The sequence below is a fragment of the Streptomyces sp. TRD_SC_5 genome (genome assembly GCF_056836825.1).
The window spans coordinates 334892-357309 of the sequence record NZ_JBWZZS010000002.1; the positions used below are offsets into that span (position 1 = coordinate 334892).

At 68.1% G+C, this 22418-nt stretch carries 23 protein-coding genes and 2 pseudogenes; 17 read left to right on the forward strand and 8 right to left on the reverse strand.

What is annotated here, in order from left to right:
- The first annotated feature begins 351 nt into the window (after positions 1-351).
- The 6 genes from mobF to AC1P0E_RS33760 all read left to right on the forward strand — a co-directional run bounded on the left by mobF (position 352) and on the right by AC1P0E_RS33760 (position 4103).
- The gene (gene mobF, locus AC1P0E_RS33735) at positions 352-1068 is read left to right on the forward strand and encodes a MobF family relaxase (RefSeq protein ID WP_482746282.1); all 717 of its coding nucleotides are present in this window, start codon (positions 352-354) and stop codon (positions 1066-1068) included.
- On the forward strand, positions 960-2237 hold the full coding sequence (locus tag AC1P0E_RS33740) for a relaxase domain-containing protein (protein WP_482746315.1): 1278 nt from the start codon (positions 960-962) through the stop codon (positions 2235-2237). The genes mobF and AC1P0E_RS33740 overlap by 109 nt, the downstream gene beginning before the upstream one ends.
- A gap of 105 nt (positions 2238-2342) precedes the next feature.
- Positions 2343-2780 carry a hypothetical protein gene (locus tag AC1P0E_RS33745; RefSeq protein ID WP_482746283.1) on the forward strand — a complete coding sequence of 146 codons (438 nt, stop codon included), beginning with the start codon at positions 2343-2345 and terminating at the stop codon, positions 2778-2780.
- Positions 2773-2925 (forward strand): hypothetical protein, encoded by a 153-nt coding sequence (locus tag AC1P0E_RS33750; protein ID WP_482746284.1) that lies wholly within the window; start codon positions 2773-2775, stop codon positions 2923-2925. The genes AC1P0E_RS33745 and AC1P0E_RS33750 overlap by 8 nt, the downstream gene beginning before the upstream one ends.
- 34 nt (positions 2926-2959) lie before the next feature.
- Positions 2960-3691, forward strand: coding sequence for a hypothetical protein (locus AC1P0E_RS33755; RefSeq protein ID WP_482746285.1), 732 nt, complete (start codon positions 2960-2962; stop codon positions 3689-3691).
- Between the two features lie 187 nt (positions 3692-3878).
- Positions 3879-4103, forward strand: coding sequence for a hypothetical protein (locus tag AC1P0E_RS33760; RefSeq protein WP_482746286.1), 225 nt, complete (start codon positions 3879-3881; stop codon positions 4101-4103).
- A gap of 1063 nt (positions 4104-5166) precedes the next feature.
- Here the strand turns inward: AC1P0E_RS33760 and AC1P0E_RS33765 are convergent.
- Positions 5167-5532 (reverse strand): hypothetical protein, encoded by a 366-nt coding sequence (locus tag AC1P0E_RS33765; RefSeq protein WP_482746287.1) that lies wholly within the window; start codon positions 5530-5532, stop codon positions 5167-5169.
- Positions 5533-6310: 778 nt separating this feature from the next.
- On the opposite strand from AC1P0E_RS33765, the gene AC1P0E_RS33770 reads away from it, so the two are divergent.
- From AC1P0E_RS33770 to AC1P0E_RS33780, 3 genes and pseudogenes are all read left to right on the forward strand, one after another.
- Positions 6311-7708, forward strand: coding sequence for a replication-relaxation family protein (locus AC1P0E_RS33770; protein ID WP_482746288.1), 1398 nt, complete (start codon positions 6311-6313; stop codon positions 7706-7708).
- 93 nt (positions 7709-7801) lie between these two features.
- Positions 7802-8061 (forward strand): annotated as a pseudogene (locus tag AC1P0E_RS33775) (hypothetical protein); the annotation flags it as partial.
- A gap of 173 nt (positions 8062-8234) precedes the next feature.
- A complete protein-coding gene (locus AC1P0E_RS33780) occupies positions 8235-9368 on the forward strand; it encodes a hypothetical protein (RefSeq protein ID WP_482746289.1) in 1134 nt (377 codons plus the stop codon).
- 439 nt (positions 9369-9807) lie between these two features.
- Here the strand turns inward: AC1P0E_RS33780 and AC1P0E_RS33785 are convergent, their stop codons facing one another.
- Entirely contained in the window at positions 9808-10032 is a 225-nt protein-coding gene (locus tag AC1P0E_RS33785) for a hypothetical protein (RefSeq protein WP_461091778.1), read from the reverse strand.
- 87 nt (positions 10033-10119) lie between these two features.
- On the opposite strand from AC1P0E_RS33785, the gene AC1P0E_RS33790 reads away from it, so the two are divergent.
- Positions 10120-10731 (forward strand): hypothetical protein, encoded by a 612-nt coding sequence (locus tag AC1P0E_RS33790; protein ID WP_482746290.1) that lies wholly within the window; start codon positions 10120-10122, stop codon positions 10729-10731.
- 10 nt (positions 10732-10741) lie between these two features.
- Here AC1P0E_RS33790 and AC1P0E_RS33795 read toward each other — a convergent pair whose 3' ends face one another.
- Both AC1P0E_RS33795 and AC1P0E_RS33800 read right to left on the reverse strand, forming a co-directional pair.
- Complete coding sequence (locus tag AC1P0E_RS33795) at positions 10742-11293, reverse strand: DUF6233 domain-containing protein (protein WP_482746291.1); 552 nt, start codon at positions 11291-11293, stop codon at positions 10742-10744.
- Positions 11294-11503: 210 nt separating this feature from the next.
- Entirely contained in the window at positions 11504-11842 is a 339-nt protein-coding gene (locus AC1P0E_RS33800) for a hypothetical protein (RefSeq protein WP_482746292.1), read from the reverse strand.
- 453 nt (positions 11843-12295) lie between these two features.
- On the opposite strand from AC1P0E_RS33800, the gene AC1P0E_RS33805 reads away from it, so the two are divergent.
- From AC1P0E_RS33805 to AC1P0E_RS33820, 4 genes are all read left to right on the forward strand, one after another.
- The gene (locus tag AC1P0E_RS33805) at positions 12296-12823 is read left to right on the forward strand and encodes a hypothetical protein (RefSeq protein WP_482746293.1); all 528 of its coding nucleotides are present in this window, start codon (positions 12296-12298) and stop codon (positions 12821-12823) included.
- A 65-nt stretch (positions 12824-12888) separates the two neighbouring features.
- Positions 12889-13242: a GIY-YIG nuclease family protein gene (locus tag AC1P0E_RS33810; RefSeq protein ID WP_482746294.1), complete on the forward strand. Its 354-nt coding sequence runs from the start codon at positions 12889-12891 to the stop codon at positions 13240-13242.
- A gap of 151 nt (positions 13243-13393) precedes the next feature.
- On the forward strand, positions 13394-14389 hold the full coding sequence (locus AC1P0E_RS33815; protein WP_482746295.1) for a DUF4238 domain-containing protein: 996 nt from the start codon (positions 13394-13396) through the stop codon (positions 14387-14389).
- Positions 14390-14473: 84 nt separating this feature from the next.
- Positions 14474-14863, forward strand: coding sequence for a restriction endonuclease (locus tag AC1P0E_RS33820; protein ID WP_482746296.1), 390 nt, complete (start codon positions 14474-14476; stop codon positions 14861-14863).
- A 271-nt stretch (positions 14864-15134) separates the two neighbouring features.
- Here AC1P0E_RS33820 and AC1P0E_RS33825 read toward each other — a convergent pair whose 3' ends face one another.
- Positions 15135-15428 carry a hypothetical protein gene (locus AC1P0E_RS33825; RefSeq protein WP_482746297.1) on the reverse strand — a complete coding sequence of 98 codons (294 nt, stop codon included), beginning with the start codon at positions 15426-15428 and terminating at the stop codon, positions 15135-15137.
- 530 nt (positions 15429-15958) lie between these two features.
- Between AC1P0E_RS33825 and AC1P0E_RS33830 the strand changes: the two genes are divergently transcribed.
- Together AC1P0E_RS33830 and AC1P0E_RS33835 are read left to right on the forward strand one after the other, a co-directional pair.
- On the forward strand, positions 15959-16996 hold the full coding sequence (locus AC1P0E_RS33830) for a pentapeptide repeat-containing protein (RefSeq protein ID WP_482746298.1): 1038 nt from the start codon (positions 15959-15961) through the stop codon (positions 16994-16996).
- Positions 16997-17900: 904 nt separating this feature from the next.
- Positions 17901-18836 (forward strand): hypothetical protein, encoded by a 936-nt coding sequence (locus AC1P0E_RS33835; RefSeq protein ID WP_482746299.1) that lies wholly within the window; start codon positions 17901-17903, stop codon positions 18834-18836.
- Here the strand turns inward: AC1P0E_RS33835 and AC1P0E_RS33840 are convergent.
- Both AC1P0E_RS33840 and AC1P0E_RS33845 read right to left on the reverse strand, forming a co-directional pair.
- Positions 18797-19264 carry a helicase associated domain-containing protein gene (locus AC1P0E_RS33840; protein ID WP_482746316.1) on the reverse strand — a complete coding sequence of 156 codons (468 nt, stop codon included), beginning with the start codon at positions 19262-19264 and terminating at the stop codon, positions 18797-18799. The genes AC1P0E_RS33835 and AC1P0E_RS33840 overlap by 40 nt on opposite strands.
- A gap of 137 nt (positions 19265-19401) precedes the next feature.
- Positions 19402-19809, reverse strand: a pseudogene (locus AC1P0E_RS33845) (helicase associated domain-containing protein); the annotation flags it as partial.
- A gap of 474 nt (positions 19810-20283) precedes the next feature.
- On the opposite strand from AC1P0E_RS33845, the gene AC1P0E_RS33850 reads away from it, so the two are divergent.
- On the forward strand, positions 20284-20520 hold the full coding sequence (locus tag AC1P0E_RS33850; RefSeq protein WP_482746300.1) for a hypothetical protein: 237 nt from the start codon (positions 20284-20286) through the stop codon (positions 20518-20520).
- Here the strand turns inward: AC1P0E_RS33850 and AC1P0E_RS33855 are convergent.
- Entirely contained in the window at positions 20501-21964 is a 1464-nt protein-coding gene (locus tag AC1P0E_RS33855; protein ID WP_482746301.1) for an NsdA family TPR-like regulatory protein, read from the reverse strand. The genes AC1P0E_RS33850 and AC1P0E_RS33855 overlap by 20 nt on opposite strands.
- Positions 21965-22418: the final 454 nt, after the last annotated feature.

The following is a 22418-nucleotide window of genomic DNA, read 5'->3' on the forward strand; positions in this document are numbered from 1 at the left end:
GCCGTCCCCGGTCAGCTCGAAGACGCCGGGGGCGGTGGGTGGCCTACTCGTGGTGAAGAGGGTCGGTGACGTGGTGCTGGGCGGTGCGTGTTTGGTCGGTCGGTGGGGGAGCGGTACGTAGGTATGCGCTTCTCGACGGTGGAGTCGTCTGTTGGCGGTTTTCGGGGCGTGTCAGGCGCGTGGGGCTGGTCGTCGCGCAGCATTTGCCTGGCACCAGGCGGTGTTCGCCTGGCGGGCATGACGTCGCCGCGGATGCCCGCCCGGCGGGATCGGCCGTGAAGTTTCGGTGAACCCTCCCGCCTCACGGGATCGGGCTGTTTTTGCAGGTCAGAGCCGGTGTTCGCTGCCGGGATGCTCAGTGTTGCGAAGGTTCAGAGGCGAAATGCGTGGCGCTACTACGTGCGCGGGGTCGCCTTCGGGGACGGCCGTCGTCCGGTCGGCCAGTCACTGAAAGGCGCCCTGGAGAAGGCCGGGCTTCCGCCCGGGGTGTGGATGGGGCGCGGCCTGGCCGCGCTCGGACTCACCGCCGGGCAGACGGTGACCGAGCGCCAGATGGAGCTGGTCTTCGGGCAGCTCCGCCACCCGGACGCCGACAGGATCGAGCGTGAGCTCCTGGACGACGGTGTTGACCTGGAGACGGCCCGGCTGGCGACCGCCCTGGGGCAGCCGGTCGAAGAGATCGAGCGACGCAAGGCGACCCCCTTGCTTGCGCTCGACTACACCTTCCGGGCGCAGGCGTCCCTGATCGTGCTGTGGGCGCTGGGAGACGACCACACCCGGCGGGTCATCGAGCGGGCGCACGAGCGGGCCATCGCCACCGCACTGCGCTGGCTCGAGGATGAGGTCGCACAGACTCGGTGGTCGTCGGGCCGTCAGCGCGCGAAGGCACCCGCCCTGGTGGTCGCGAAGTGGCGGCACTGGGACAACCGCGACGCTTTCCTCTACTCCATGACCACTGTCTGGTCCTCAACCGGGCGCAGCGCCCGGACGGCTCCTGGTACGCGCTGGACACGGTCCGTCTCTACCAGCACGTGGTGGCGGCCGGGACGCTCTACACCCTCACGATGACGACCGAGGTGTGCGAGGAACTCGGGCTGGCGACCGTGCCCCGGGAGGTGACGCCCGGCCTGCGCCCCGTCATGGAGATAGCCGGCGTCGACCAGGAGCTCATCGACTGGTCCTCCACCCACCGCGAGCAGATGGCGCCGGTGCTGGAGCGCATCACCGATAAGTACGTCAAGAAGCACAAGCGGCTGCCCGGCGAGCGCGGCCGCAACGGCCTGGGCTGGTGGGCGGCGCAGGACACCCGCCGGGCGAAGAAGAACCCCAAGCCCTTGGAGCAGCTGCGCGCGTGGTGGCGCACCTCCGCGATCCTGCGCGTCGGCAAGGAGATGGTCGACGGGCTGCTGGAGCGATGCCGTGCGGCCGGGAAGGCGATCCGGGCCCGGGTCGGCCCGAGGGTGGACACCGCGCTCGCCGCCGTCGACGTCGCCGCCATCGTCTTCACCGTCCGCAACTCCTTCGCTCGCCGCCACGTCCTGGCCGAAGCCCGCCGGCACCTGCTGGAAACCCTGCGCGGCCGTGCGTTCACACGCGGCCTGGACGACTACATCGCCGACGCGGCCCTGTCCCGGCACTCCCGTCAGCTCACCGTGCCGCAGAAGGGCCGACGGGCCCCGGCGCCGGACCAGCTCACCTACACCGCAGACTTCGCCTGGCCCCACCGGTGGTGGATCGCCGGCACCGGCGGCAAGCCGCCGCGGGAGTCGAGCCGGTACGAGCGCGCCCGGGTCGCCAGCCTCGCCCTGCAGAACGCGATCCGCGACGCCCGGATCCTTTCCTCCGCGCGGGACGAAGCGCCCGCCGCGACGGCATCGGCCGCCGCGCGTGACGACCAGAACCACGACCAGGCGGCGCCGCACGCCGTCGACCACCCGGACCGGGACGCCGCGCTCACTCCGGCGCAGCAGGCCGCCGCTGTCCACGTCCATCAGCAGGCCGCGATGCCCGAGGAGTACCTGGAGGGCCGCACGACCGATCCCGCGACGTGGCTGCACACACCGGAAAACCTCGCTCGGCTGGCCGCCCTCACCAAGGCCGCCGAAGCCCGCAGCCGCACCATCGTCGACGGGCCGCAGCCGAAGCAGCCGACCAAGGACGCGGCCGACCCTGCCAGCCAGCAGCAGCACCACACGCCCCGGCCCGATCAGGGCAGGGGAGCGGGCCGCGACCACTGACGGGGACGCCAACCGGCCAGCGCGTGGCCGATTGGCGACTTCGCCCGCGAGCCCCGGCGGACCGGACTGAGAATCGGGGCGCTGGCACCTGGCACGGGAGGAACCTTGACCGACCTGCACGAACCGCTGGAACCGCTGGAGAGCTACCCCGACGAGCTGCCGCCGCCCCGCCGGCGCGGCGACGTGAACCTGGTGGGCCTGCTCAGCGTCGCCGACGACCTCGCCCGCAGCTTGGCGGCGCTGAAGATCCGGGTGCAGCCCCACGACCCGAAGACCTCGCTCGTCAGCCCCGAGAAGGCCCGCGAGAACACGGAGAAGGAAGTCGACCGGCTCCTGGCCACGGCCGTCTACCTCCAGCGCCACGCCCATGCCGCGATGCTCGGGCGGTGCGTGCTCGGTGCGGACTCCAAGGAGGACTGCTCCACCGAGGGCGCCAACCTCCAGCTCAACGTCTGGGACGACAAGACGCGCCGGCATCGTCGAAGACGGCACCACCGGCTGCGTTGCCCACACCGTCGAAGCCGCCCGCCGGACCATGGCTGACCCTGCCAGCCGCAAGATCCTGCTCGCCTTCGTCCACGACGACGAAGGCACCGCCGTCTCCCGCGCCCTCGGTCTCGGACCGGACGACACCGCGCAGTTCCTCGACCGCGGCCTGACCCTGCGCCCCGAACACCGCGTCTCCTGACACCACCTCCAGCACGTCCGCATTGGAGCGCCCCGTGACCTACCAGCCAGTCGACCTGAACCTGACCGACCCGACGAAGGGCTTCATGCACTTCGTCCTCTACGCCGAGCCGCGCTTCAGTGTTGCTACGTCGTCGCTGAATGCGGAGGTGAAGATCGAGGCGCAGCAGACCGTGACACCGCACTTCCAGGAGTGGCTCGGCAGACTGGTGCGGTGCGAGCCGAACGCCATGCACTGCATGCTTGTGGAGCGCGCGAAGATCCCGGCCCTGTTCCACCCGTGCGTCACCGAGGATCCCAGCAGCCCTTCGGCGATCAACGGTTCGGGCTGCCTGTGCCGCCGTACCTTCTACGACCCCGAGTTCGGGCTGCCCGTCGTCGGCGAGCACTTCAAGCACCGAGGCGAGGGCGGCACCGATCAGTGGAGCTACCGGACGTTCGCTCCGGTCGCCCTGCGCCCTGACGACGTCTTCAGCCGCTTTTACATTGGCCGCAGCCTGTTCTGGGCCCGAACGGAGAAAGGGGTGTTGTCGCTCCTCCCGCAGCGCGAGGGGCGTGGGTACAGCGTCGGTTACAACGGCGGGGGCCCGGGCGCCCTGGCCGCCTACCTCACCCAGCTCGCCGACACCGACGGCCGGCACACTGCCGCCGGCGCCTCGTACGAGGAGGCTCACCCCGCGATCCTCGCCTGGACCCAGAGCGGCGCGGCCGATCGCGGCACAAACGAGCTGAGTCTGGGCGACCTCAAGGCCATGCAGCAGAGCTGACCGACGCCGCCTCCAGACGCCCCACGGACCAGTCGTTCGTGGGGCGTCCGCGTGTGTGCCTCCCGGAAGGCCGGACCAGCGCGCGCTCCGCCTTGCGGGACGGACGGCGAAGTCGCCGCGCCAGCCGTCGGGACGCGGCCGGAGCACACGCCCTGGGCGCGGCGGAGACCGGCGAGGGTGCGGGGGAATGACCCGCCCAAGCACGGAGGCCCCGATGGTCAACCCGATCCCGACGTACATCTCGCCGGAGCGGCTGGAGCGACTGGAGGAGCTCGCCGACGCGAGCCGGCTGCGCGCGGCGCTGTACGCGTCGCCGAAGCCGCCGCCCGTCCGGCGCCGCTCACGGCAGTACCCCGGCGGCCGACCGAACCCGTGGCGGTCCGCGCGTCTGCGCCGACGTCGCCAAGGGTGAGCCGACACGGCGGGCCCCACTGCTCGTCCGGGCGGCCTGCCCCTCGTGATGACCGGGACCTCCCCAATTGGGGAAGTCCCGTGGTTTTGGCGGGCTCGGCTACGGCAGCTGAATCTTTACGGCGCAAACCGCGACCGCATGTGCGGCCCGACGATGCACCGCCCGGAGAGTGGAGCCCATCGTGGCGCGCATCCGGGTGGGAGTGGACTCCACCGCGATGTCCACTGGGTGGCAGTGGACTCCACTCCCGGGAGCACTGGCCGGTGGGAGAGTGGAACATTCCGACACCCGGTGCACCCACTCGATGTCACCGGCGCACTGCATCATGCGCACCGGCGATGACGATGCACAGCGTCGTGCGCACCGGTGCGCGCACCGACGATGTCGTCCACTCCCGGCCACCGGACCGGTGCGCATCGTGGGGTGCCGCACTCGCCGGCCACCGCACCGTGGTGCGCGCACCGGCGGGCCCTGGTGCGCACACCACATGCTCGGTGCGCGCACCCAGCGCACCGTCTGCTCGAGCCGGTGCGCACCGCTCGGCTGCCACCCCGAAGTGCGCGCACCGGACCCGCCCTCGCGCCGATTCTGTGTGACCTGCCGCACAGCCAGGCGCTACATAGCGCGCATTTGGGACTTCGGAGGGATCGAGGTCAAGGGGGTGTGTGATATAAGGACTTCGCTTGATCCGGGCCCTTGCGACGGAGCCGTCGCGCGCTACCCAGAAGCGCGCCGCGCGCCGCGATGCGCACCACGGGCCGGTTGGTGCGCGCACCATCCCCACGGCCGGGCCGGCGGTGCGCGCACCGGTCCGCACCCGGCCGCGCGCCACCACGGTGCGCGGCGCGCGCACCGCGATGCGCACCACCGGCTCGGGAGTGGATGCCATCGTCGGAGTGGACCGCACCCGATGCCCACCGCCGGGGCCAGGCCGGTGCATCGTCCCTTGACAGGGTTCGCAAGGGGTGGCATCCCACCCGAACAGGACAGCGCCCGAGGGGGGACAAGTCTCCGAGGGGGGACAAGTCTCCGCCCCCGGGCGCCGTCCCGGCTTCCGCTCGGCTCAGGAGGCCACGGCCGCTGGCCACCGGGGAGCGTCACCGCGGACGTCGGACAGGAACTGGTGGACCTGGTCGACCTCCTGCATGCACTCAATCAGGAACCCCGCCGCCATCCATGCGGTGTGCGCCCCGGCGCCGCTCGCGAGGCACCACCGCTTGAGGTACCGGCTCGCCACCGCCGCCAGCTGCCGCAGGGCGTACGCGGTCTCGCAGTCGGCGTCCTCGTCGGGTACGCCGGTGAGGTAGTCGGCCAGCAGCAGTGCGCCGAACTCGCCGATCAGCCGCGCCAGCTCCGGGCCATCGGCGTGGAACTCCGTGAGCGCGGCCTTCTCCGCCTCGCCCCTGCTTCTGCCAGACCAGCTCCACATAGTCAGCGGCCCACCGGATCTGCTCCGGGGCGAGCTGGGGTACCTTCGGCGACGTCGCTCCCTTCCTGTAGGGCCGCGCGCCTGCTGCGCCCGGCCTGTTGACCACACCTTCGTAGCCGGAGCCTGTGGACAGAGGAGGGAGTCGGGGCGGGGTTGCTGCCTGTGGCGTCGATCATGGACAGAACCGTTGGACAAGGGGTGCAATCCGGCACAGCGGACAACGGTCGGGTGGGGCGTCAGACGGTGGACAAGGGGTGATCGAGCAGGGTGGCATCCGTCCCGCACGCGAGCAGATACGTGGGGGACGGATGAACGTCGCCCATCCCGGCCAGGCCGGGAGGAACGAGGACCTCGTGCCCGCACTCGCCCCTGCGCCGTCCCCGGCCGCCCCTTCCCGCTGCGGTGCCCGCCGGGCACGATGGAGTCCTGCACGCCGTGAAGTCGCCGCCCGGTCCGGGGCGCTCGCGACCGGCCCGCAGCGGTGGGTAAGCCGCGGTGAGCTCCTGCCGCCGCCGCTTGCGTTCCCACTGCCGAAGCCACTTCCGTGCCTGACGACTGACCGCCCGGCGTTTCCCCTTGTCAGAGCCACTTTTCGCGCCCGCCGTGTGTTGTCACGACCCTCTTATCCCCTACTGAACCTGGAAGGAAAGGTAGAGGAGGAGATCATCGGGTTCGGGGGGCCGGTCCCCTCCACGGCCGGGGGCCGGCGTCCAGCCGGTGGCCGGACGCGATCGGGTCATGCGCCCGGTGAGGCGCGGGTGCGGGGAGGGCGGGTCTGATGGCGGGCAAGCGCAAGGCGAACGAGGCGGGGTCGTCGAACGGTCTGCGCGGCGACGTGCTGTCCGTGCTCGGGGTGCTCAAGGTCGCGACCGCCGATCAGATACAGCGCCTCGCCTCGCCGCACCTGAGCTACCGGCATACGCTCAAGGAGACGCCGGCCAAGCAGAAGGAAGCACGCACCGCCTCCCACCGCGGGGCGGCGAACGACCTTCGGCGCCACGGCTTGGCCGTCGACGGGGGCCGCACCCGGGGCGGCGAAGAGGTCCGCATCCTCACCGCGGCCGGGCTGGCCGCCGCCGCGATCGACCTGGACCGCGAGCCGGAAGAGATGGGCGGCATGCCCAAGAGCGCGGGCCGCTCCGGGGCTTCCCACCCGATGACGGTGAACGAGACGGTCATCGCGCTGATCCGTCCCAAGCCCGACCTCGACCTGGTCGTCGGGGAGCCGCCCGAAGCGGTCGCCGCCGCCCAGGCCGCCGTCGACGCCCCGGACGGGATCGGCACCCTCAGCTCCTACGCCACCGAGGTCGCATTCCCGGTGAAGGGCACCTGGAAGAACCCCGCGATCGGCAGCGCGCGGGCCGACGTCGTCCTGACCGCCCCGGAGGCCGGGGTGCCGCTGCTGTTCATCGAGGCCGACAACTGCACCGAGGAAGCCGTACTCATCGCCCGGAAGTTCGACAAGTACGCCCGGTTCTTCCAGCGGCAGGAGAAGGACACCGACGGCATCGTGAAGCCGCTGTGGCGCACCCGCTGGTCCCCACCCGCTTCCGACGAGTACGAGCGGGTGCACCCGCCGGTCCTGCTCGTCTTCCACCAGGTCGGCAAGCGCTCCGCGAAGAGCCAGATGGCCAGGACCGCCGACCTCACCCGCCAGCACTGGCAGGGGCGGTGGCATCCCGAGGGCGATTACCACTCCTACGACCACTGCATCCCGATCGTGGCGACCACGCTGGACCTGCTGCGCGAACACGGCCCGGCCGGGCCCGCCTTCTGGCGCTTCGGCCGCGACCACCGCGCCCCGCTGCTGGACGCGATCGGCAATGCCCGCCGGGACACCTACCTCGCCCGCCGTCGCCAGGCCGCCCGACAAGAGCAGCGACGCCGTGAGGAACGGGAAGCCGCGCAGCGGGAGGCGCGGCGGCCGGTGTGCACGGACTGCGGGCAGAAGTTCACCGACGACCGGTGGGAAGCGATCGGCTACACCCGGGACTGGAGCAAGCGCCAGTCGCACCCGCACCTGTGCGAGAACTGCCAGGACCGGGCCGTCGCAGCCGAGGAGCAGGCCGAAGCCGACGAACGCGAGCGCCAGGAGCAGGAGCGCCGCCGCCAGGAGGCAGAGGAACAGGCCGCCGCGCAGAAGGCCGGCGGCTGGCTGTCCCGCTTCCGCACCTGACCCGGGCAAGCCGGGGCGACCGACCACGCGGGCAAGCCCAAGGCGGACCTGGGCAAGCCCGCGTTGTCGGTGGCGGCTGCAAGGCTTGGGCGGATGAACGGCGATGAGCAGCTGCTGAACGGCCGGGTCTACGGCGCGGAGCACGACGACCCCCACCCCGGCCCGCTCCCACACCGGCCTACGCCGAACTGGTCGGCGGGCCGCTGGACGGCCTGCTGCTGGACATCCACGGGTGGCGGACCGAGGAAGTCGACGACGGCGTCGCCCTGTCCACCGAACTGTCGCGGTGGCCCGGCGGCCGCGGCCTGTACGACCCGCGCCCCGGCGAACCCCGCACAGCCCGCCCCGGCGTTACTGAGATTCGTCGCGTGATGTCGCTACCCCCGGCCCGTGGAGCTGCGGCGATGCCCGAGCTGCGGGCGACTTCACTCTTAGATCATCAGTAGGTACGCCCCCTGCTGTGTGCTGGGAGAGTGAGATCTTCCGCTGCGATCGCGAGTCAACGTGCACTCACAGAGAGCACCTGATGCGATCTGCATCAACCCGCTTCGTCCAGGTGCATTGGGGATTGGCCGTGCTGGATCCAGTGATCGAGAATCCCCTGCCTGGAGAGCAAGCCTTCGCACAGGACGACGAGATCGCCGCCTGGTCGCAGGCCGCCCAGGTTGTGGGTCTGGGCCTGCAACTGGCCGGGCAAAAAGACGTGCTCGGGAGCGAGGACGGCGCGTTCGAACTGCGAATCCCGGAAGTTCGGCCACTGAGCTACCCATTCCTCGCGGAGTCCGCCGAGCTCTACATCCGACATCATCTGCGTATCGAGCTGCCGTTCCGCTGGCGTGAGTTTCCTGGCTGGTCACAACCCATTGCGGCCTACGTTCAGGACATGATCCGTCCAGCGCCCCAGCGATGGTGGGAAGAGTACGAAGGGTTGGCAAGTGGCCTGGCACCGATCCTGTACGAGGCAGTCAGGACGGACAATGACCGGGCTGCTGCGGCGGCCTCCTTGCTCCACATCAGCCAGTTCAGCCGACATCAGATCGTGCGTGTTGCCGCAGCTTCTTCGCTGGCGGGCCTCCGCACACCCCTGTCCTGGCCGACAGTCGAAACCCTCGTCGAAGGCTGCTCGTCCCCGAACGACACAGTCCAGCAAATCGCCATCGACGCGCTGCTCCACGTTGCCCCTAGTCACCCAGTTCTGACCGAGCTCAGGGAGAGCCAGGAGCCAGATGAGGGGATCGGCACAGACAGCGCTCACACCTCTGTCATCGTGCCCGGCACGTGGAGCCGGTTCAAGCGGCCGTCATGGTGGCGGCCTGGAGAGCCGCTCTTCACCTATCTCCAAAAGGAACCTGGCAACAGCGAGCCCTCTGACGGCACCTTCCCACCCATCGGTAACGACCTCCACGGCCACGACAACCACTACCGCTGGCCCACGGCGGGATTCACGATCCACGGTCGGGCCGCCGGCGCACACGCCCTGGCAAAATGGGCCGTAGATCACCAATGCACGAGATTCTCCAAAGTGTTCGCCCACAGCCACGGCGGAAACGTTGCTCTCCTCGCAGCAGCCAGCCACAAACTCGGCATCGACATGCTGGTCATGATTGCCACACCACCACACCAACGCTCCGAGCTTGAATGGCAGACCATCTCAGGGTGAAACATATCGTCTCGATGCGCCCCCGCTTCGACTTGGTCGTGCTACTTGACCGTCTCTGGTCACGCATCCAAAGCATCCCCGTGACGGGTGAATTCCCCGCTGACCGCGTGCGTAGTTTGCCGGTGCCGGTGTGGTACGGGCACTCAGTACTCACCCAACCGGAGGTCTGGACGCGGCATCGCCTCGCACACGAGCTGGCCTACGAGTATTCGACCGACGGCCAAACCTCGCCAGGGCCACCTTCACGGTGATACAAACCCTCCTGAGACTGCGGCGTCATCTCAACGTGTCGCTACTCATGATCTTCGAGTCAAGTGGCCTGCAGCTCGGGCATAGCCGCGGCTCCAGGGGCCGGGATAGCGACATCGCACGACAAATCTCAGTAGCTGCCGCTTCTACTACTCCGGCGACACGCCCTGACGTCCACCGGCGTCCCTGCCTACGGCCTGCCCTCGGTCAGCTGAGCGGCGGTGTTCTCGATCCACAGCAGCGTCCACTCGACACCGGCCCGCCACCCGGGCTCCGCGCTGTCGTAGCGGCCTTCGGCGTCGGCGCGAATGTTGGCGGCCAGGGCGCGCAGGTCCTTCTGCAGTCCCTGCCGCTTGGCCGTGTCCATGGCCTGGATCATTTCGTCGGTGATGTCACCGGGTCGCAGTGCACTCATCGCCCCACCTTGGACGACGGCCCCCGCTGATGGCCATATCTCCAGGGCGCTGACCTGTGACGTGCGGTGGCGATAGCGTCCTGCCCCATGACCACCACCGACACGATCGCGGCCCTGGCTCTGGTCGTCGCGGTCGTCGCTGCCGTTGCCGCCATCGGCTCCTGGAGAGCGGCGCGCAACGCCAACGGGGCCGCGCAGACCCTGTCCCGGATCGAGCAGCAGCGCTTGCACGCCGATCTCACCCCGCACTTTCGCTGCACGGTCGTGGCCAACGAGGCCCGCTCCACCGCCATGCTGCGGGTCCACCTCGAAGGCCCGCCCGGCCTGCTGTCCCACGGCGCCATCGAGATCACCGCGTCCCTGCGCAACGACAACCCGCACCGCGGTGATGGACCCCAACTCGCAGGCACGCCGGCTCCCGAAGAGGTTCGTGCCCACATCTGGGGGCCGTGGAAGTTCAGCGCGGACGGCCGCGACGACACCGGCCGCACGGTCGCCCCGCAGCAGCTGGCGATCGGCGAGTGGACGCGATACGGCCTGACCCCCACCTCCCCGCCGCCGTGGTCGACGACCAACATGGACGACTGGCGCCGCGACTGCGCGAACGAGCCGGTACGCCTGAGCATCACCGCCAGGTCCAAGGGCAGCGAGTGGACCGTGCCGCTGGAAGTCCCCGTCACCATCGAGGGCACCTCCTGACCACGGCCGATCACGAGTCGGTGATGTGGTCGAAGCCGCTCAGCATCGGCGTCACCTCCTGCGCGCACCCACACAGCGTGCACAGCCGCGTCCCCGGGTTCTCCGCGACGTCCAGCGCCTGCTCCAACTCGAGCAGCGGCGCCCCCTGCGGTGCTTCCTCGCAGTCCGGCGCGTGTAGGACACCCCGGGCCGGGCCCCGGCCCTCACGGACTTTCGCCAGCACCCAGCCCGAAGGCCGGCGCTCCCCGAGGACCTCGCGAACCACCGACGTGGGCGCTGGCGGAAGGTGCTCGGTGGCGACCTGGTGGTAGGCGACGCCGTCGACCGGCCGCACATGGTCGGGAGCCCGGACCCACACCCGGTACTCCGCCGCCTCCACGCTGCCGTCCTCGAGGTCCCGGTACGACGGCAGCCCCACGAGGTAAACCCAACCCGTCTCGGTCTGCCGCCGCCTCCACAGCCGCGCCACAACCTCCTGCTCCGGGTGCCCGAGCACCGGGTCGGCGGGCAGCACGACGCGCACCGGCACCGGCTTGGCCGCGTCATCGGATGCAGTGGTCACGGCCCCACGGTAAGCACCGCCGCTGCCAGCTGATGCATGTCACCGCTCGGGATTTTCCGCGGTCAATCGGCCACGGACGAGCCGGCACCACATCTATCGTTGGTGGTCCGCCTGGGGGGCGTGGAGGCCCGGCGGAGCAGATCGCTCCGCCGGGCCTCTTTCAACGGCTCATCGGCCGAAGTACTCATCCTGCCCTCGCCGCTCCACCTTCTAGCTCCGCAGGGAGTCCAGGTCGGGCACGTACAGGCCGGCCGCCCTCCCTAGCTGCAGCACGTCGGCAGTCGGCTGCAGCGCAGCGGGTTTCCAGCCTGTTACCTCTTGGACGAACCCGCCCTTGTCTCCCCTTGAGGCGTTCCAGCCGCGGTCCACGACTGGGAGTCGCAGCCAGTTCAGGGGCTCTCCCGTCCCCGCGTGCACGGGGGGACGGTAGTGGGTGAGGAAGTCTTCCTGCTCGACCTGGCCAAACATGGCTACCAGCTGCGGGTCCGAGGGGAGGCGTCGCGTGAACGGCGCCGCCTCGAAGATCCCGGTGACGCCTGGAGTGGTCACCGACCACAGAATGGTGACCTCGCCGGGCCGGTAGAGGTTCGGGTGCCTGTCGTGCGCGAGAGTGGCGACCTTGTCGATCCAGATTCGCCACAGGTCGGCCGCACTGATCTCGTCGGGGAGGTAGTCGTCGGTGATGGTGGAGTAGTTCAGTTCGGCTCAGAGGGCGAGTTCTTGGGTCTGCGTGTGCCCATGCCGGCTGGTGATGGTCCACTGTGTTCCAGCCGCGTAGGGCTGGACGGTGTCGGCGCGCATGAACGAAGCCTTTCGTCTGTAGATCCACCGCAGGACAGTCTTTGCCGGATCGTGCTCCGCCTGGCGCTCTGCCCCCGAAAGCGCCGGGACGCTTTGGACGGCTGAAGGGACCCGCCTGCTACTCCAACGATCCGGCGCCCTCAGTGTCACGAGACGGGGAACGGGGGAACGGCGTCAGGAATCTCCTGTAGACCTGGAGGCATGAAGCTCAGCGACCTCAGTCCGCTGTTCGCCCGCCGACGGTCCGGCGGCCTCAGCTACACCTACGACCAGTTCCGTGCCGACCCGGCGCTGGCCCCCCTGAACTGGCCGGACGACGTCCTGGAGCAGTTCCTCTTCGACCACGGTGACCACTTCCTGGCCGACTACAGCGACCTCGATCTGTGCGGCATCACCTGGCAGTTGGAGTCGGTCCCGGCCGCTGACTTCCACACCATGCCGACCGGCGAGTCCGACGCCGGCTGCATCGAGGAGAAGGCCGCCGACCCGGTATACCGGGTCGGGCAGCAGCCCCCGGAAGTCGGCCGGCACTGGGAAGAGCACGGGACGTGGCTGCGCCCTCTGCTCCTCGTCGACCGACAGCTGCTGGACCCGCCGGACAGCGGACTTCAGGTCCTGGAGGGCCGCACCCGCGTCGGTGTCCTGCGCGGCCGCCTCCGCGAGCAGCTGCATGTCGCCCCCGGCCACCACGCCTGGGTGGGGCGACCGTGCAAGAGTGCCGCGACGTAGTCCGTACGCTGCGCGACGACGCAATAGGGTGTGCCGTCCTGCCGTGTCAGAAGAAGGGCCTGATCTTGAAGACCGCTGGCCCCAACCCCGAACTTCCTCGTATTGCGGTAGGAGTCGCCACCAACGTCTACGCCATCGCAGCGATCGGCACCTCCATGGTCAAGATCGGAGCCAGCTCCAACCCGGCCGGCAGGGTCACCGCCTTCCAGATCGGCTGCCCGCTGGAACTGCGCCTGCTGGGAAATTGGTGGGGCGGATCCCTCGTGGAGAACTACCTCCACCACGCCTTCGCAACCAAGAGGATCCGCGGCGAATGGTTCGACTTCAAAGAAGAAGACCCACTGCCCTTGATAGAAGCAACTGTGGAGAAGGCAGTCCGCTACATCGCTCGCCAGCCACCGCAGGTGATCAGATGCTGAGCGCCGATCAAGGGCAAACCAGGCGTCGCGCGGTAGCCGACTGCGGTTGTCGGGCGATCGCGCGCTGAGGGCAGACGGAAAATCCGTCTCGCTTGTCGGACCCGGTTGCCACACTGGGCGGATGAACGAGAGATCATCCAACCGGTGGCTGGTGGCGGCGCAGCAGATTGACGCCCGGATCGAGGAACTCCGGCCCGAGGCCGAGCGCCACGTGGTCGGTCAGCACGTGATCTCCAAAGTGCTGCTCAAGCGCTTCGCCACTCCGTTCGGCAGTAACGGGCTGAAACTCGTGCCCTTCAACCTTGACCACCCCAACCATCTGCACAAGATGGCGAGCCCGCGCAAGTGCGGCAAGGTCCCGTACTTCGCACGCTTCGCTTCCGCCTCCCTGGAACAGGTATGGGGCAAGCTCGAGACACGGATACCCGACGCCGCGCGCGCGGTGGATCGAGGCGACGTCTTCCAGCATGAACAGCATGTGCAGACCCTGAAGGACCTCATCGCCCTGCACCTGGTCCGCTCCCTGAACTACCGCAACGTCCACGAGCGCATCTTCACCAAGGTCTACACCGAGACCCGCACCGCCCTGCTTACCGACAAGTCCGACCTGCTGCGCCTCGCGGTACTGCAACGCAGCGGACTTCACCTCGCTGGACCGCAGGGCCTGGCCGCGGCGGCGGAGCAGATTTTGAGCCCGCACCTGACCAATTTCGAGAACGGTGCGGACTTCCGGGCGCGGATCGAGGACACCTTCGCCAAGGCGAAGGAGATGATCAGCGATGCCGGGCTGGAGATTCTGGTGCCCGCCACCGGGGAGTTCCTCCTGGGCGACACCCCGGCCCTGGCGATTCAGCAGAGTGGAGACAGAACCGCCATCAGCGTTGCGATTGGCGACTCCACCGCCATCGTGTTGCCCTTCGGCCCCAGGCACCTCCTGGTCGGCAGGACCCCCCGCAACGGTATGGACATCGCCACGGTGAAGACGGTTGGCTTCTTGAACCGGCTACAGATCGAGGCAGCGCAGCAGCGCGTCTACACCCGGCCCAACAGCGGCCAGGACGCCTTCGTCCGCAACTACCTCAAACAGGGCGGCCGGAGTGCCAGGAGATTTCGGTCGGCCTTCCCCGGCGCTGCTGGAACGCGCTGATCGCGGCTACGCCCGCTTCCTCGCCCACACCACCCAGGCCCCGGACGAGAGTGTCGATGGCCACGAGGACACGGCGAGGCAGCGATGAGCGGCACCCACACTGTGCTCTACGACCCCCACGGCCTGATCGAGGCCGAACTCCCGCTGGACCGCGCTCTGTACGAAGCGCTTGTCACCGCCGTGCTCGCATGGAAAGACCCGCACCTCGAACCCCGCGACTACGAGCAGATCGCCCTCCAGCTGACCGGGCACGCCCGTGCGGTCGCCGCCGACGTCCGGCGTCACGCCGCCGCACTGCCGAAGAACGACGGCCGCGGGGCCCTTGCCGAAGTTGTCCCCCGTGAAGCCGCCGGACGCCTGTCCGCTCCGCTGGAGCGCACCGCCCGCTGCGCTCAGCACCGTGCCCGCCTCGTACGGGCCCTCTACACGCGGCTGGACCGTCTCACAGAAACCATCCCGGCCACCCACCCCTGACCCGGCAGCACACGCCACAGCGCCAAGCTTCGGCTTCGAACGCCCGCCCGTCACCCGTTGGTGCGTCGCGCCATAGGACACCGTCTTAGGCATGGCTGTACCAATGTCGCAGATCAACTTGCGTCGGCGGCCGAACAGTCTTCTGGCCCGATTAACCAACACGAGAAACCAGCCGGAGAGTCCCGGAAAACTGCCTGGAGTGATCGCTGCGAGGCCAGGCATTCGGCAGAATGCGCTACCGGGTGCACGCACGGCCGCACGAAAGTCACCTTTAAGCCGTCCATTTTACTACCATTTGCATAGCGACGACTCGATCGTAGACCTTCGGGTCGAACAGCCCGCTGCCGCCTAGAGAGTACAGGCTGTTCCAGGACGGCATATTGAAAATATACGGGCGTCCAGGGGCTACCCAGTTGTCTACGCTACCCTCAACAACCCGGGCCTTATTGAGCAGCGCTACTCTTTCGAGCACCCAGGTGCGCGACTGAAGGTACACATCATGGCTGCCCTTTGCTGCGAACGAAGCGCGACCATTGGACTCGAGTTCCCAGACGATTTCCTCCATAGAGCATGGACCCTCGTCTATATTCGCCCACCGGAAGGCTTTCTTTTCGATCGGGGGCGTATTGTCAAATCCAGGGTTGAGGCTTGTGTACCACGACATTAGATTAAGCCCTTCCCTCAGCGACTTCCCCCACACTTACACAGGACGCCATGCCGCAGGGCCCAAGGTGGTGCGCATAGACGCCCCTCCTATTAGAGGAGCATGATGGATTTAGCGACGCAACTTTTACAGGTTGCGCCAAGTGCTCACCATGAGGGACTCTGTTACGGCTGACCGGCTGTCGGATCATCAGCGGCGTTGCTTAAGCGACCCCAAATCATGCGGCACGCGGCCACCTTCAGTTCCCACCACTTACCTAGCTCCCATCCCGTCCGCCGTCGACCTACACACCGTGGAGCGGGCGTGGTCCATGGCGTCCAGGTCGTTCGTTCCCCGTCACCGTGCCGCAGCACCGGCCCGGCGATCGGTTCGTGTCCTTGGCGGTGTGGCGCCGTATGTGCTTCGGCCCTATGGCGTGACCATGGGGGAAGGTGACCAGGAACATTGGCGTCGGACGGCTCCGGCGGATCGCAGATCGGCGTGCTGCTGAACGACGACGGCGGCAACGGAACCGGCATTTGGCTGCGAGCAGTCCCACAGGCGGCAACCGCATGCAGTGGGTTGGATTGGTGGCGGTCAGTTTGCCGGGGCTGGCTGCACTAGCCGCGCTGCTGTTCACCTGGATGCAGGTGGGGCAGGCCAGCAAAGAACTACGGATCAGTGAGCAGGGACAGATCACCAACCGGTACAACGCCGCGATCACTAATCTGGGATCAGAGTCCGTGGACGTGCGCCTGGGTGGAATCTATGCCCTCCAGCGCATCATGCAGGACTCCTCCCGCGACCACCCCACGGTCGTCTCGGTCCTGGCCGCCTACGTACGCCAGCACGCCCGCCTTCCGGCGAGTGGCACCCAGCCGTCTCAGGCGACGTCGACAGAGCACTCGGCGCCAACCGATATCCAAGCCGCGATGAACGTGTTGGCCGACCGCCTCCCCGGCCGCGACAAGGGGACTGCGATCGATATGAATCGCACCGATCTACGCGGGGTGAAGTTTAGGTTCATCAAAGGACGCAACCTCGACCTACGTGGAGCGGTCTTCTCTGAAGCGGACCTCCGCGGCGCAGCAATGGCCAATTCGGACCTGCGCGAGGTGCAACTGGACGGCGCCGACCTCCGCGAGGCGCAACTGCACTGGACGAATCTTGCTGGCGCGTACTTGGCCGAGGCAGATCTAACCGACGCGTTCATCTGCGTGGAGCTCACAGCCACGGGCGTTCCCCAGAAGCGCGAACACGCGTGCGCGAATTTGGAGGGCGCAATAATGGAGGGCGTGACACTGACCGGCGCTGATCTGACCCGCGCGAAACTGGCCCATGCGAAACTGGCCAACGCTGACCTGGCCAACGCTGACCTCACGGGCGCTGATCTCACGGGCGCTGACCTGACCGGCGCTGATCTCACGGGGGTGAAGCTCGATGGGGCGAAGTTGGACGGGGTCCGTGGGCTGCCGCCATCGAGGCGCTAGAGATACTCATCTGGCTGCGCAACCCCAACGTCGTCCGACTCCTCCAGGGCATGGCCGCAGGCAGTGTCCCGCTCACCCATGACGGGGCTGCACCAGGAGGCCCCTGGCGAACCGTCACTCACCTGCGTGACCTGCTGATGGACAGCGGTGTCCTCCCGCGGGTCGACCGGCAGCCCCTGCTCTACCAGCGCTGGCTGACCGAACGGCTCGCCACCATCGAAGACTCCGAACACCGTCAGCTTCTCCGCAACCTTCGCCACCTGGCACCAGATGCGGCGCCTGCGGACGAAGGCGGAGAAGGGACCGCTGGGACGCTCCCAGACCAACCACACCAAGCAGGAGGTCACCCAGGCCGGCGCCTTCCTCACGGCTCGCCAGCCGAGGACGTGCAATCAGGCAGTGCCAGCAGGCCGACATCGACGCCTGGCACACCGAGAGCCTGGCCACCCGCCGCCCGTCCCAGTCACCGCATCGGTAAGCCCGACGTCTGCCTCGAGGCAAGACTGTGTCGAGCTGGGGCCGGTCGACGGTACGAAGAGGCCCCGGGACCTTGAAGGTCCCGGGGCTCATCCTCGTCGTGTGGCGTCCGTACCGGTTCTGCCGCTCAGAGGCCGATCAGGTTGTGGAGTACGGGCACGCTGAGTCCGGCGGCCCCCAGGTGCGATGTGCCGGGTTCGTGTCAGTGGAGTGGTTGGCAGTGGCTGGCCGCTTTTCCCTGTCATCTTTTCGCTGGTCATGGAGGGGCGAGCGGCTGTCCGCTGCTGACATGGGGGTGACACGGACAACGCGTCTCACTGTCACGGCGCGGTATATCCCATGGTGGGTCACTGACACGAGGCCGAGATATCGCAACTGAGTGTCAGCGGCGCCCCATATCTTCGGTCGTGCACAAGAGGAGGCCACTGTGGCCGTTGAGTTCGCGAAACTGCTAGACCCGCTCGTCGAATGGGTCTACGGACAGGCTGGGGAGAACCCGCTGGCCGTTAGCTCCATCCTGCCCTTCGCTCACGACCGCGGGCTGACAGAAGCGCAGGCATTTGAGCTGCTCCAGTACGGCGAGAGCAAGAATCTGTTGGACGGTAGCCAGTCCACCATGGGAGATCCGTGCGCTCAGCTGACCTCCTATGGCCTCGAAGTGATGGAAGAGCGACTGCATCGTCGTTCGTCACCTGCGGCTCGGAGCGCCGCAGCCCGCAAGGCCCTGCTCGTCTGGCTGTGGCACCGAAAGAACGGCGGCGCCGCCTTCTCCACCGTTGACGACATTTTGGACTCGGACGAGTCCCTCTTCGAAGGCGATCGCCTCACCCTTGCTGAAGTGGACCGAGCAGCTACCTATCTGCACTCCAAGGCACTGATCAAGGGCATGCAGATCGAGGACCGAGAGGGGCCCGTGAAGGCAGAGATCACGAGTGAAGGGCTGGACTGCGTGGAGCATTACGACGGCGACATCAGTGCATACGAGCGTCGGAACAGCAGCGGGAACACCACGTTCAACATCGGGGAGAACACCGGCAACATCGCCGCGAACAGCCGTGACTTCAGCATGAACGCCACGACCAACAAGGACGGGATCGACCTCACCGCAGTCGTCATGCTCGCCCGCGCCCTGCGCCAGGCAGTGCCGGCCCTGGAACTCCCGGATGACGACGCCACCGAGCTCACGCAGCTGGCTACGCGTCTCGAAAGCGAGGCCGCCAACGGATCTCCTGACCAAGGCAAACTTCAGCGCTGGGGCAGATCCATCGTCGGCATCCTCAACTCCCCAGTCGTCAGCGGAGCGCTGGGAAGCGTACTCGCCGCCTACACCGGAGTGGTACTTCCCGGGCTACCTCCTGCCTGATACTCCAGATCAACGAGCCACGAGTGGATCCCAGGGCAGCTGCGCCCCGGGATCCACTCGTTCATCACTACGCCGCCCAGTCCAAGCCGAGGGCGGCCAGAGCCTGGAGTTTGTCGGCGCTCAGCTTCCCACGCCTGCTCTTGCTGTTCGAAAGAAACACCCCGAGCTTCACCTCTGTACCGTCCTCCAGCCGCTCTACATGGGCTCTGGAGACCGTCACAGAGCCAGTACGGGCCCTTGTACTGCGCGAAGGCCGCGACGCCCCTCTCGAAGGCTCCAGAGGCCGTCTTGTGAGCCTTGGCGGGCGCCTCCTGCTCGGGAGGTAGGGGCACGACGCCGATCTCTTCCAGGAGTTCGCGCTGCCCGTCGTTAAGGGCCTGCCAGGCCTCGGGCTTGCGCTGCCGGGCCAGCCACTTCCCGATGTCCATGCCGTGGACCGTGAAGCCGGGCAGGACGTCGGCCTGGCCTCTTCGTCGGCCACCAGCTCGCGCAGCGCGGCGTAGTGCCTCTGCCACTCCGCCGGCCACACCGGGTTCCAGTCCTCGTCGACCTCCTTGAGCGCCGTCTCCCACTCGGGGTGGCCCTCCAGGGCGCCGGGGCGCCGGAGGTTGGACAGCCACTGGCCCACCGGCCGGTCCAGCATGGTCGCGGACCGGGGCGCGCACAGCGTCCAGTGCTGGTCGTAGTACGCCTTGGCGGCCTCCAGGTTCTCCTGGAACCGCTCACCCGCCACGCTCCAGACCATGCCGAGCTTCTCCAGCCGCTGGGCGCGCAGGCCGGTCATCTGCCCTGCCCCGTAGGCCCGTCGCTGCTCCGTGACCCACTGCCCCAGCGGGTACGCGCCCTCCTTGTGCCCGTACGGAACCCGGGCGTGAAGCTCACGCTCGGTGAACTTCTTGAGCGACGCCCAGCCGCGTGCCCAGTCCTGCTTCTCCGTGTCGATCACGTTGAAGGAAACCCAGTCCGCGACCATCACCGGGTCACGCGGAGCGGCAAAACGCAGCAGCAGACGGGATTCGTCCTCGCCTTCCTCGGGTGGCGGACCGATGTACTCGGAGGGCTGCGCGACGTCCTTCTGAGGCTCCTGCGGAATCGCGAGCAATTCGATTGCCTCTTCGTCGTGAGCCCGCAGACCTTTTATCTGGAGGTGCTGGCATCGCGAGGCACGTTTGGTCGGGAGTAGATGGGATGATCATGTTGTCCGGTCTGATGCTGCTGCGCGGACTGTTGAGGACATGTGGTCTTCGCTCGGCGCGGCCACACGCCCGCGTTACTGTTCGAGCCGCGGGATCGGGATGGCCACCGCGTCCTCATCGCGTTCGGCCGCCTAGCGCTGCGGGAGCTGCACGCTGAGGCCCCTCTGACCCTCTGTAGCTGCTCGCCACTCTCCGGCGGGCGGGTCTGGCCTATTGGGCCGCCTCACAGGCGGCAGCATGTCGATGCCGCGATGCGTGAGCTGATCGAGGCCCGGCAGTGGCTGACCGTCTTCCACTTCCTCTCCTATACACCCGAGCTGAACCCGGCCGAGGACTTGTGGGCTCATCTGAAGAACAGCCTGGGCAACCTCGTCCCCTGCACCACTGATGAACTGACCGCTCACACTCGCCTGAAACACATGCAGTACGAGTCTGGCCTGCTCGGCAGCTTCATCCCCGAGACCGGACTCATCCCAACTCCGACATGAGGTCCTTCCGAACCGAAAGCCTCTGTAGCTGCTCGACGCGGTAGTTGCGTACCACCGCCGCGTCCTGGTACGGATCCAGCCGGCGTTCGAAGTCGCGGACGTACTCCACCGCCCGGACCGACCGCATCTCCGCCGCCTGGCCGGCCGCCTCGGCGGCGAGCTGGCACGCCTGGTCGAGTTGACCCAGGCCGAGGCGGGCGGTGGCGAGGACCACGCGGCAGAACAGACGGCTGCGGGCGTAGCCGGAGGCGCGCAATTGCAGGGAGCGTTCCGCGTGCTGGGCGGCGGCGCGGAACTGCTGGAGGTCGCGGTGGCAGTGGCCGAACTCGTAGGCGAGCTGGGCCTCGCCGAAGAACCGTGCCCAGTGCGGCACCTCGTCTCCGGGCCGCGCGCTTTCCAGGGCGCGCTCAGCGCGTACCAGCGCGGTGGTGCAGGCCCGCACCTCGCCGAGCACCGCGTGCCCGCGTGCCTCGGCGGCGTGCAGCAGCGCCTGCACGACCGGCGGCACGGATCCGCCCGCGCCCTGTTGGGCCACGCGTGCGAGCTGCACGGTCTCCCGCCCGTGCCCGAGGTAGCCGGCCTGCTGGCTCATGGTGACCAGCACGTACGCCCCGTACGCCCGGTCCCCGGCCGCTTGCGCGAGCCGCAGCGCCTGCACGAAGTACCGCTGGGCGAGCCCATGGGCGGCGATGTCGTACGCGGTCCAGCCAGCCAGCCGGGTGAGGTCGGCGGCGGCCGCGAAGAGCCGGCGGCCGATCTGCTCGCCGTAGAAGCCGCGCAGCATCGGCTCGACCTCATGCTTGAGATGGCGTACGAGCGGCACTTGCACGTACCCGCCGCCATGCTTTTCATCGAGCGTGGTGAAAAGGTCGCTGAACGAGCGCAGAGCAGCGAGGTCACCGGAAGCAATGCGGGTCGAGGTACCTTCGCTGACCGGGAGCCGCTGCTCCTGTGACGGATGGTGCGCCACCTGTTCATCGGCGCGGCCGATCAGCCAGTCGCGGCTGGGGACGATGAGTCCGGCCGGTGTGAAGGCGATCTTGCGGAGGTCGGCATGGCTTCCGGAGTTCTTGCGCCACAGGCCGCTGACAATGTCGACGGCCTCCTCGGGTGTGGCGGCGAACTCCAGCCCCGCGTAGACGGGCGCGCCAGCGTCGAGTCCGAGGTCCTGAGCGGAGAGACGGCGGCCGAGGCGGCGGGTGAAGGCCTCGGCGATCAGGGCGGGTGCGATGCCTCTGGGCTGCTGGCCGCGCAGCCACCGGGTGACCGACGTCTCGTTGTAGCGCAGATCAAGACCGTGCTCAAGGCCAAGTTGGTTGATCCGGCGGGCGAGTCCCGCGTGAGAGAACTGTGCCTCCCTTATGAGGTCAGCCAGATGCGCGTTGGAGGCGACGATTCGCCTCTTCCGCCTGCCTCCGCTTCTGCGTTCGGTGGCTTTCCTCAACGAAGCATCAACATCTACTGCTTCGGAACGCTGAGGACTCGCAGAAGCCTGGTCTTCCGGCCCGTACCCGTCTCGTGGTGCATCCTGCCGCTCCATGGCCGGTGTTGAACGGCTCTGCGTCCCATGAAGTTCATTCTCCTGGCCAGATGCTGCCTCAGAAATTACGGCCGCTGCGCTGTTGGGAAGGCCCTTAGAGCCGAGCCTCATCAGATCGGCCTCGGCGCCGGGGACGCCACTCTGAGCAGCGTCCTTCAAGTACTGGCGGGCCGACACATAATCGCCCTGCTCAAGGCACTCATGGCCTCGCGCGTATGCCTGGTACCCCGACTCGGTGGCCTCGACGCTGGCCCGCAGTTGGCCTTTCTCCTCCGCACTACGCCCTTCCAGACGCCTCATCACCGCAGCGAAGCCCTCCGCTTTCGCAGCCGCGGGCAAGCTGATGCGCTTCTCCAGC

Excerpts from the sequence above, each read along its gene's own strand:
- AC1P0E_RS33765 (WP_482746287.1), bottom strand. The coding sequence starts at position 5,532 with ATGTGGAGCTGGTCTGGCAGAAGCAGGGGCGAGGCGGAGAAGGCCGCG.
- AC1P0E_RS33790 (WP_482746290.1), top strand. The coding sequence starts at position 10,120 with ATGACCACCACCGACACGATCGCGGCCCTGGCTCTGGTCGTCGCGGTC.
- AC1P0E_RS33770 (WP_482746288.1), top strand. The coding sequence starts at position 6,311 with ATGGCGGGCAAGCGCAAGGCGAACGAGGCGGGGTCGTCGAACGGTCTG.
- AC1P0E_RS33750 (WP_482746284.1), top strand. The coding sequence starts at position 2,773 with ATGGCTGACCCTGCCAGCCGCAAGATCCTGCTCGCCTTCGTCCACGAC.
- AC1P0E_RS33780 (WP_482746289.1), top strand. The coding sequence starts at position 8,235 with ATGCGATCTGCATCAACCCGCTTCGTCCAGGTGCATTGGGGATTGGCC.
- AC1P0E_RS33785 (WP_461091778.1), bottom strand. The coding sequence starts at position 10,032 with ATGAGTGCACTGCGACCCGGTGACATCACCGACGAAATGATCCAGGCC.
- AC1P0E_RS33820 (WP_482746296.1), top strand. The coding sequence starts at position 14,474 with ATGAGCGGCACCCACACTGTGCTCTACGACCCCCACGGCCTGATCGAG.
- AC1P0E_RS33825 (WP_482746297.1), bottom strand. The coding sequence starts at position 15,428 with ATGGAGGAAATCGTCTGGGAACTCGAGTCCAATGGTCGCGCTTCGTTC.
- mobF (WP_482746282.1), top strand. The coding sequence starts at position 352 with ATGCTCAGTGTTGCGAAGGTTCAGAGGCGAAATGCGTGGCGCTACTAC.
- AC1P0E_RS33850 (WP_482746300.1), top strand. The coding sequence starts at position 20,284 with ATGCGTGAGCTGATCGAGGCCCGGCAGTGGCTGACCGTCTTCCACTTC.
- AC1P0E_RS33840 (WP_482746316.1), bottom strand. The coding sequence starts at position 19,264 with ATGGACATCGGGAAGTGGCTGGCCCGGCAGCGCAAGCCCGAGGCCTGG.
- AC1P0E_RS33805 (WP_482746293.1), top strand. The coding sequence starts at position 12,296 with ATGAAGCTCAGCGACCTCAGTCCGCTGTTCGCCCGCCGACGGTCCGGC.
- AC1P0E_RS33760 (WP_482746286.1), top strand. The coding sequence starts at position 3,879 with ATGACCCGCCCAAGCACGGAGGCCCCGATGGTCAACCCGATCCCGACG.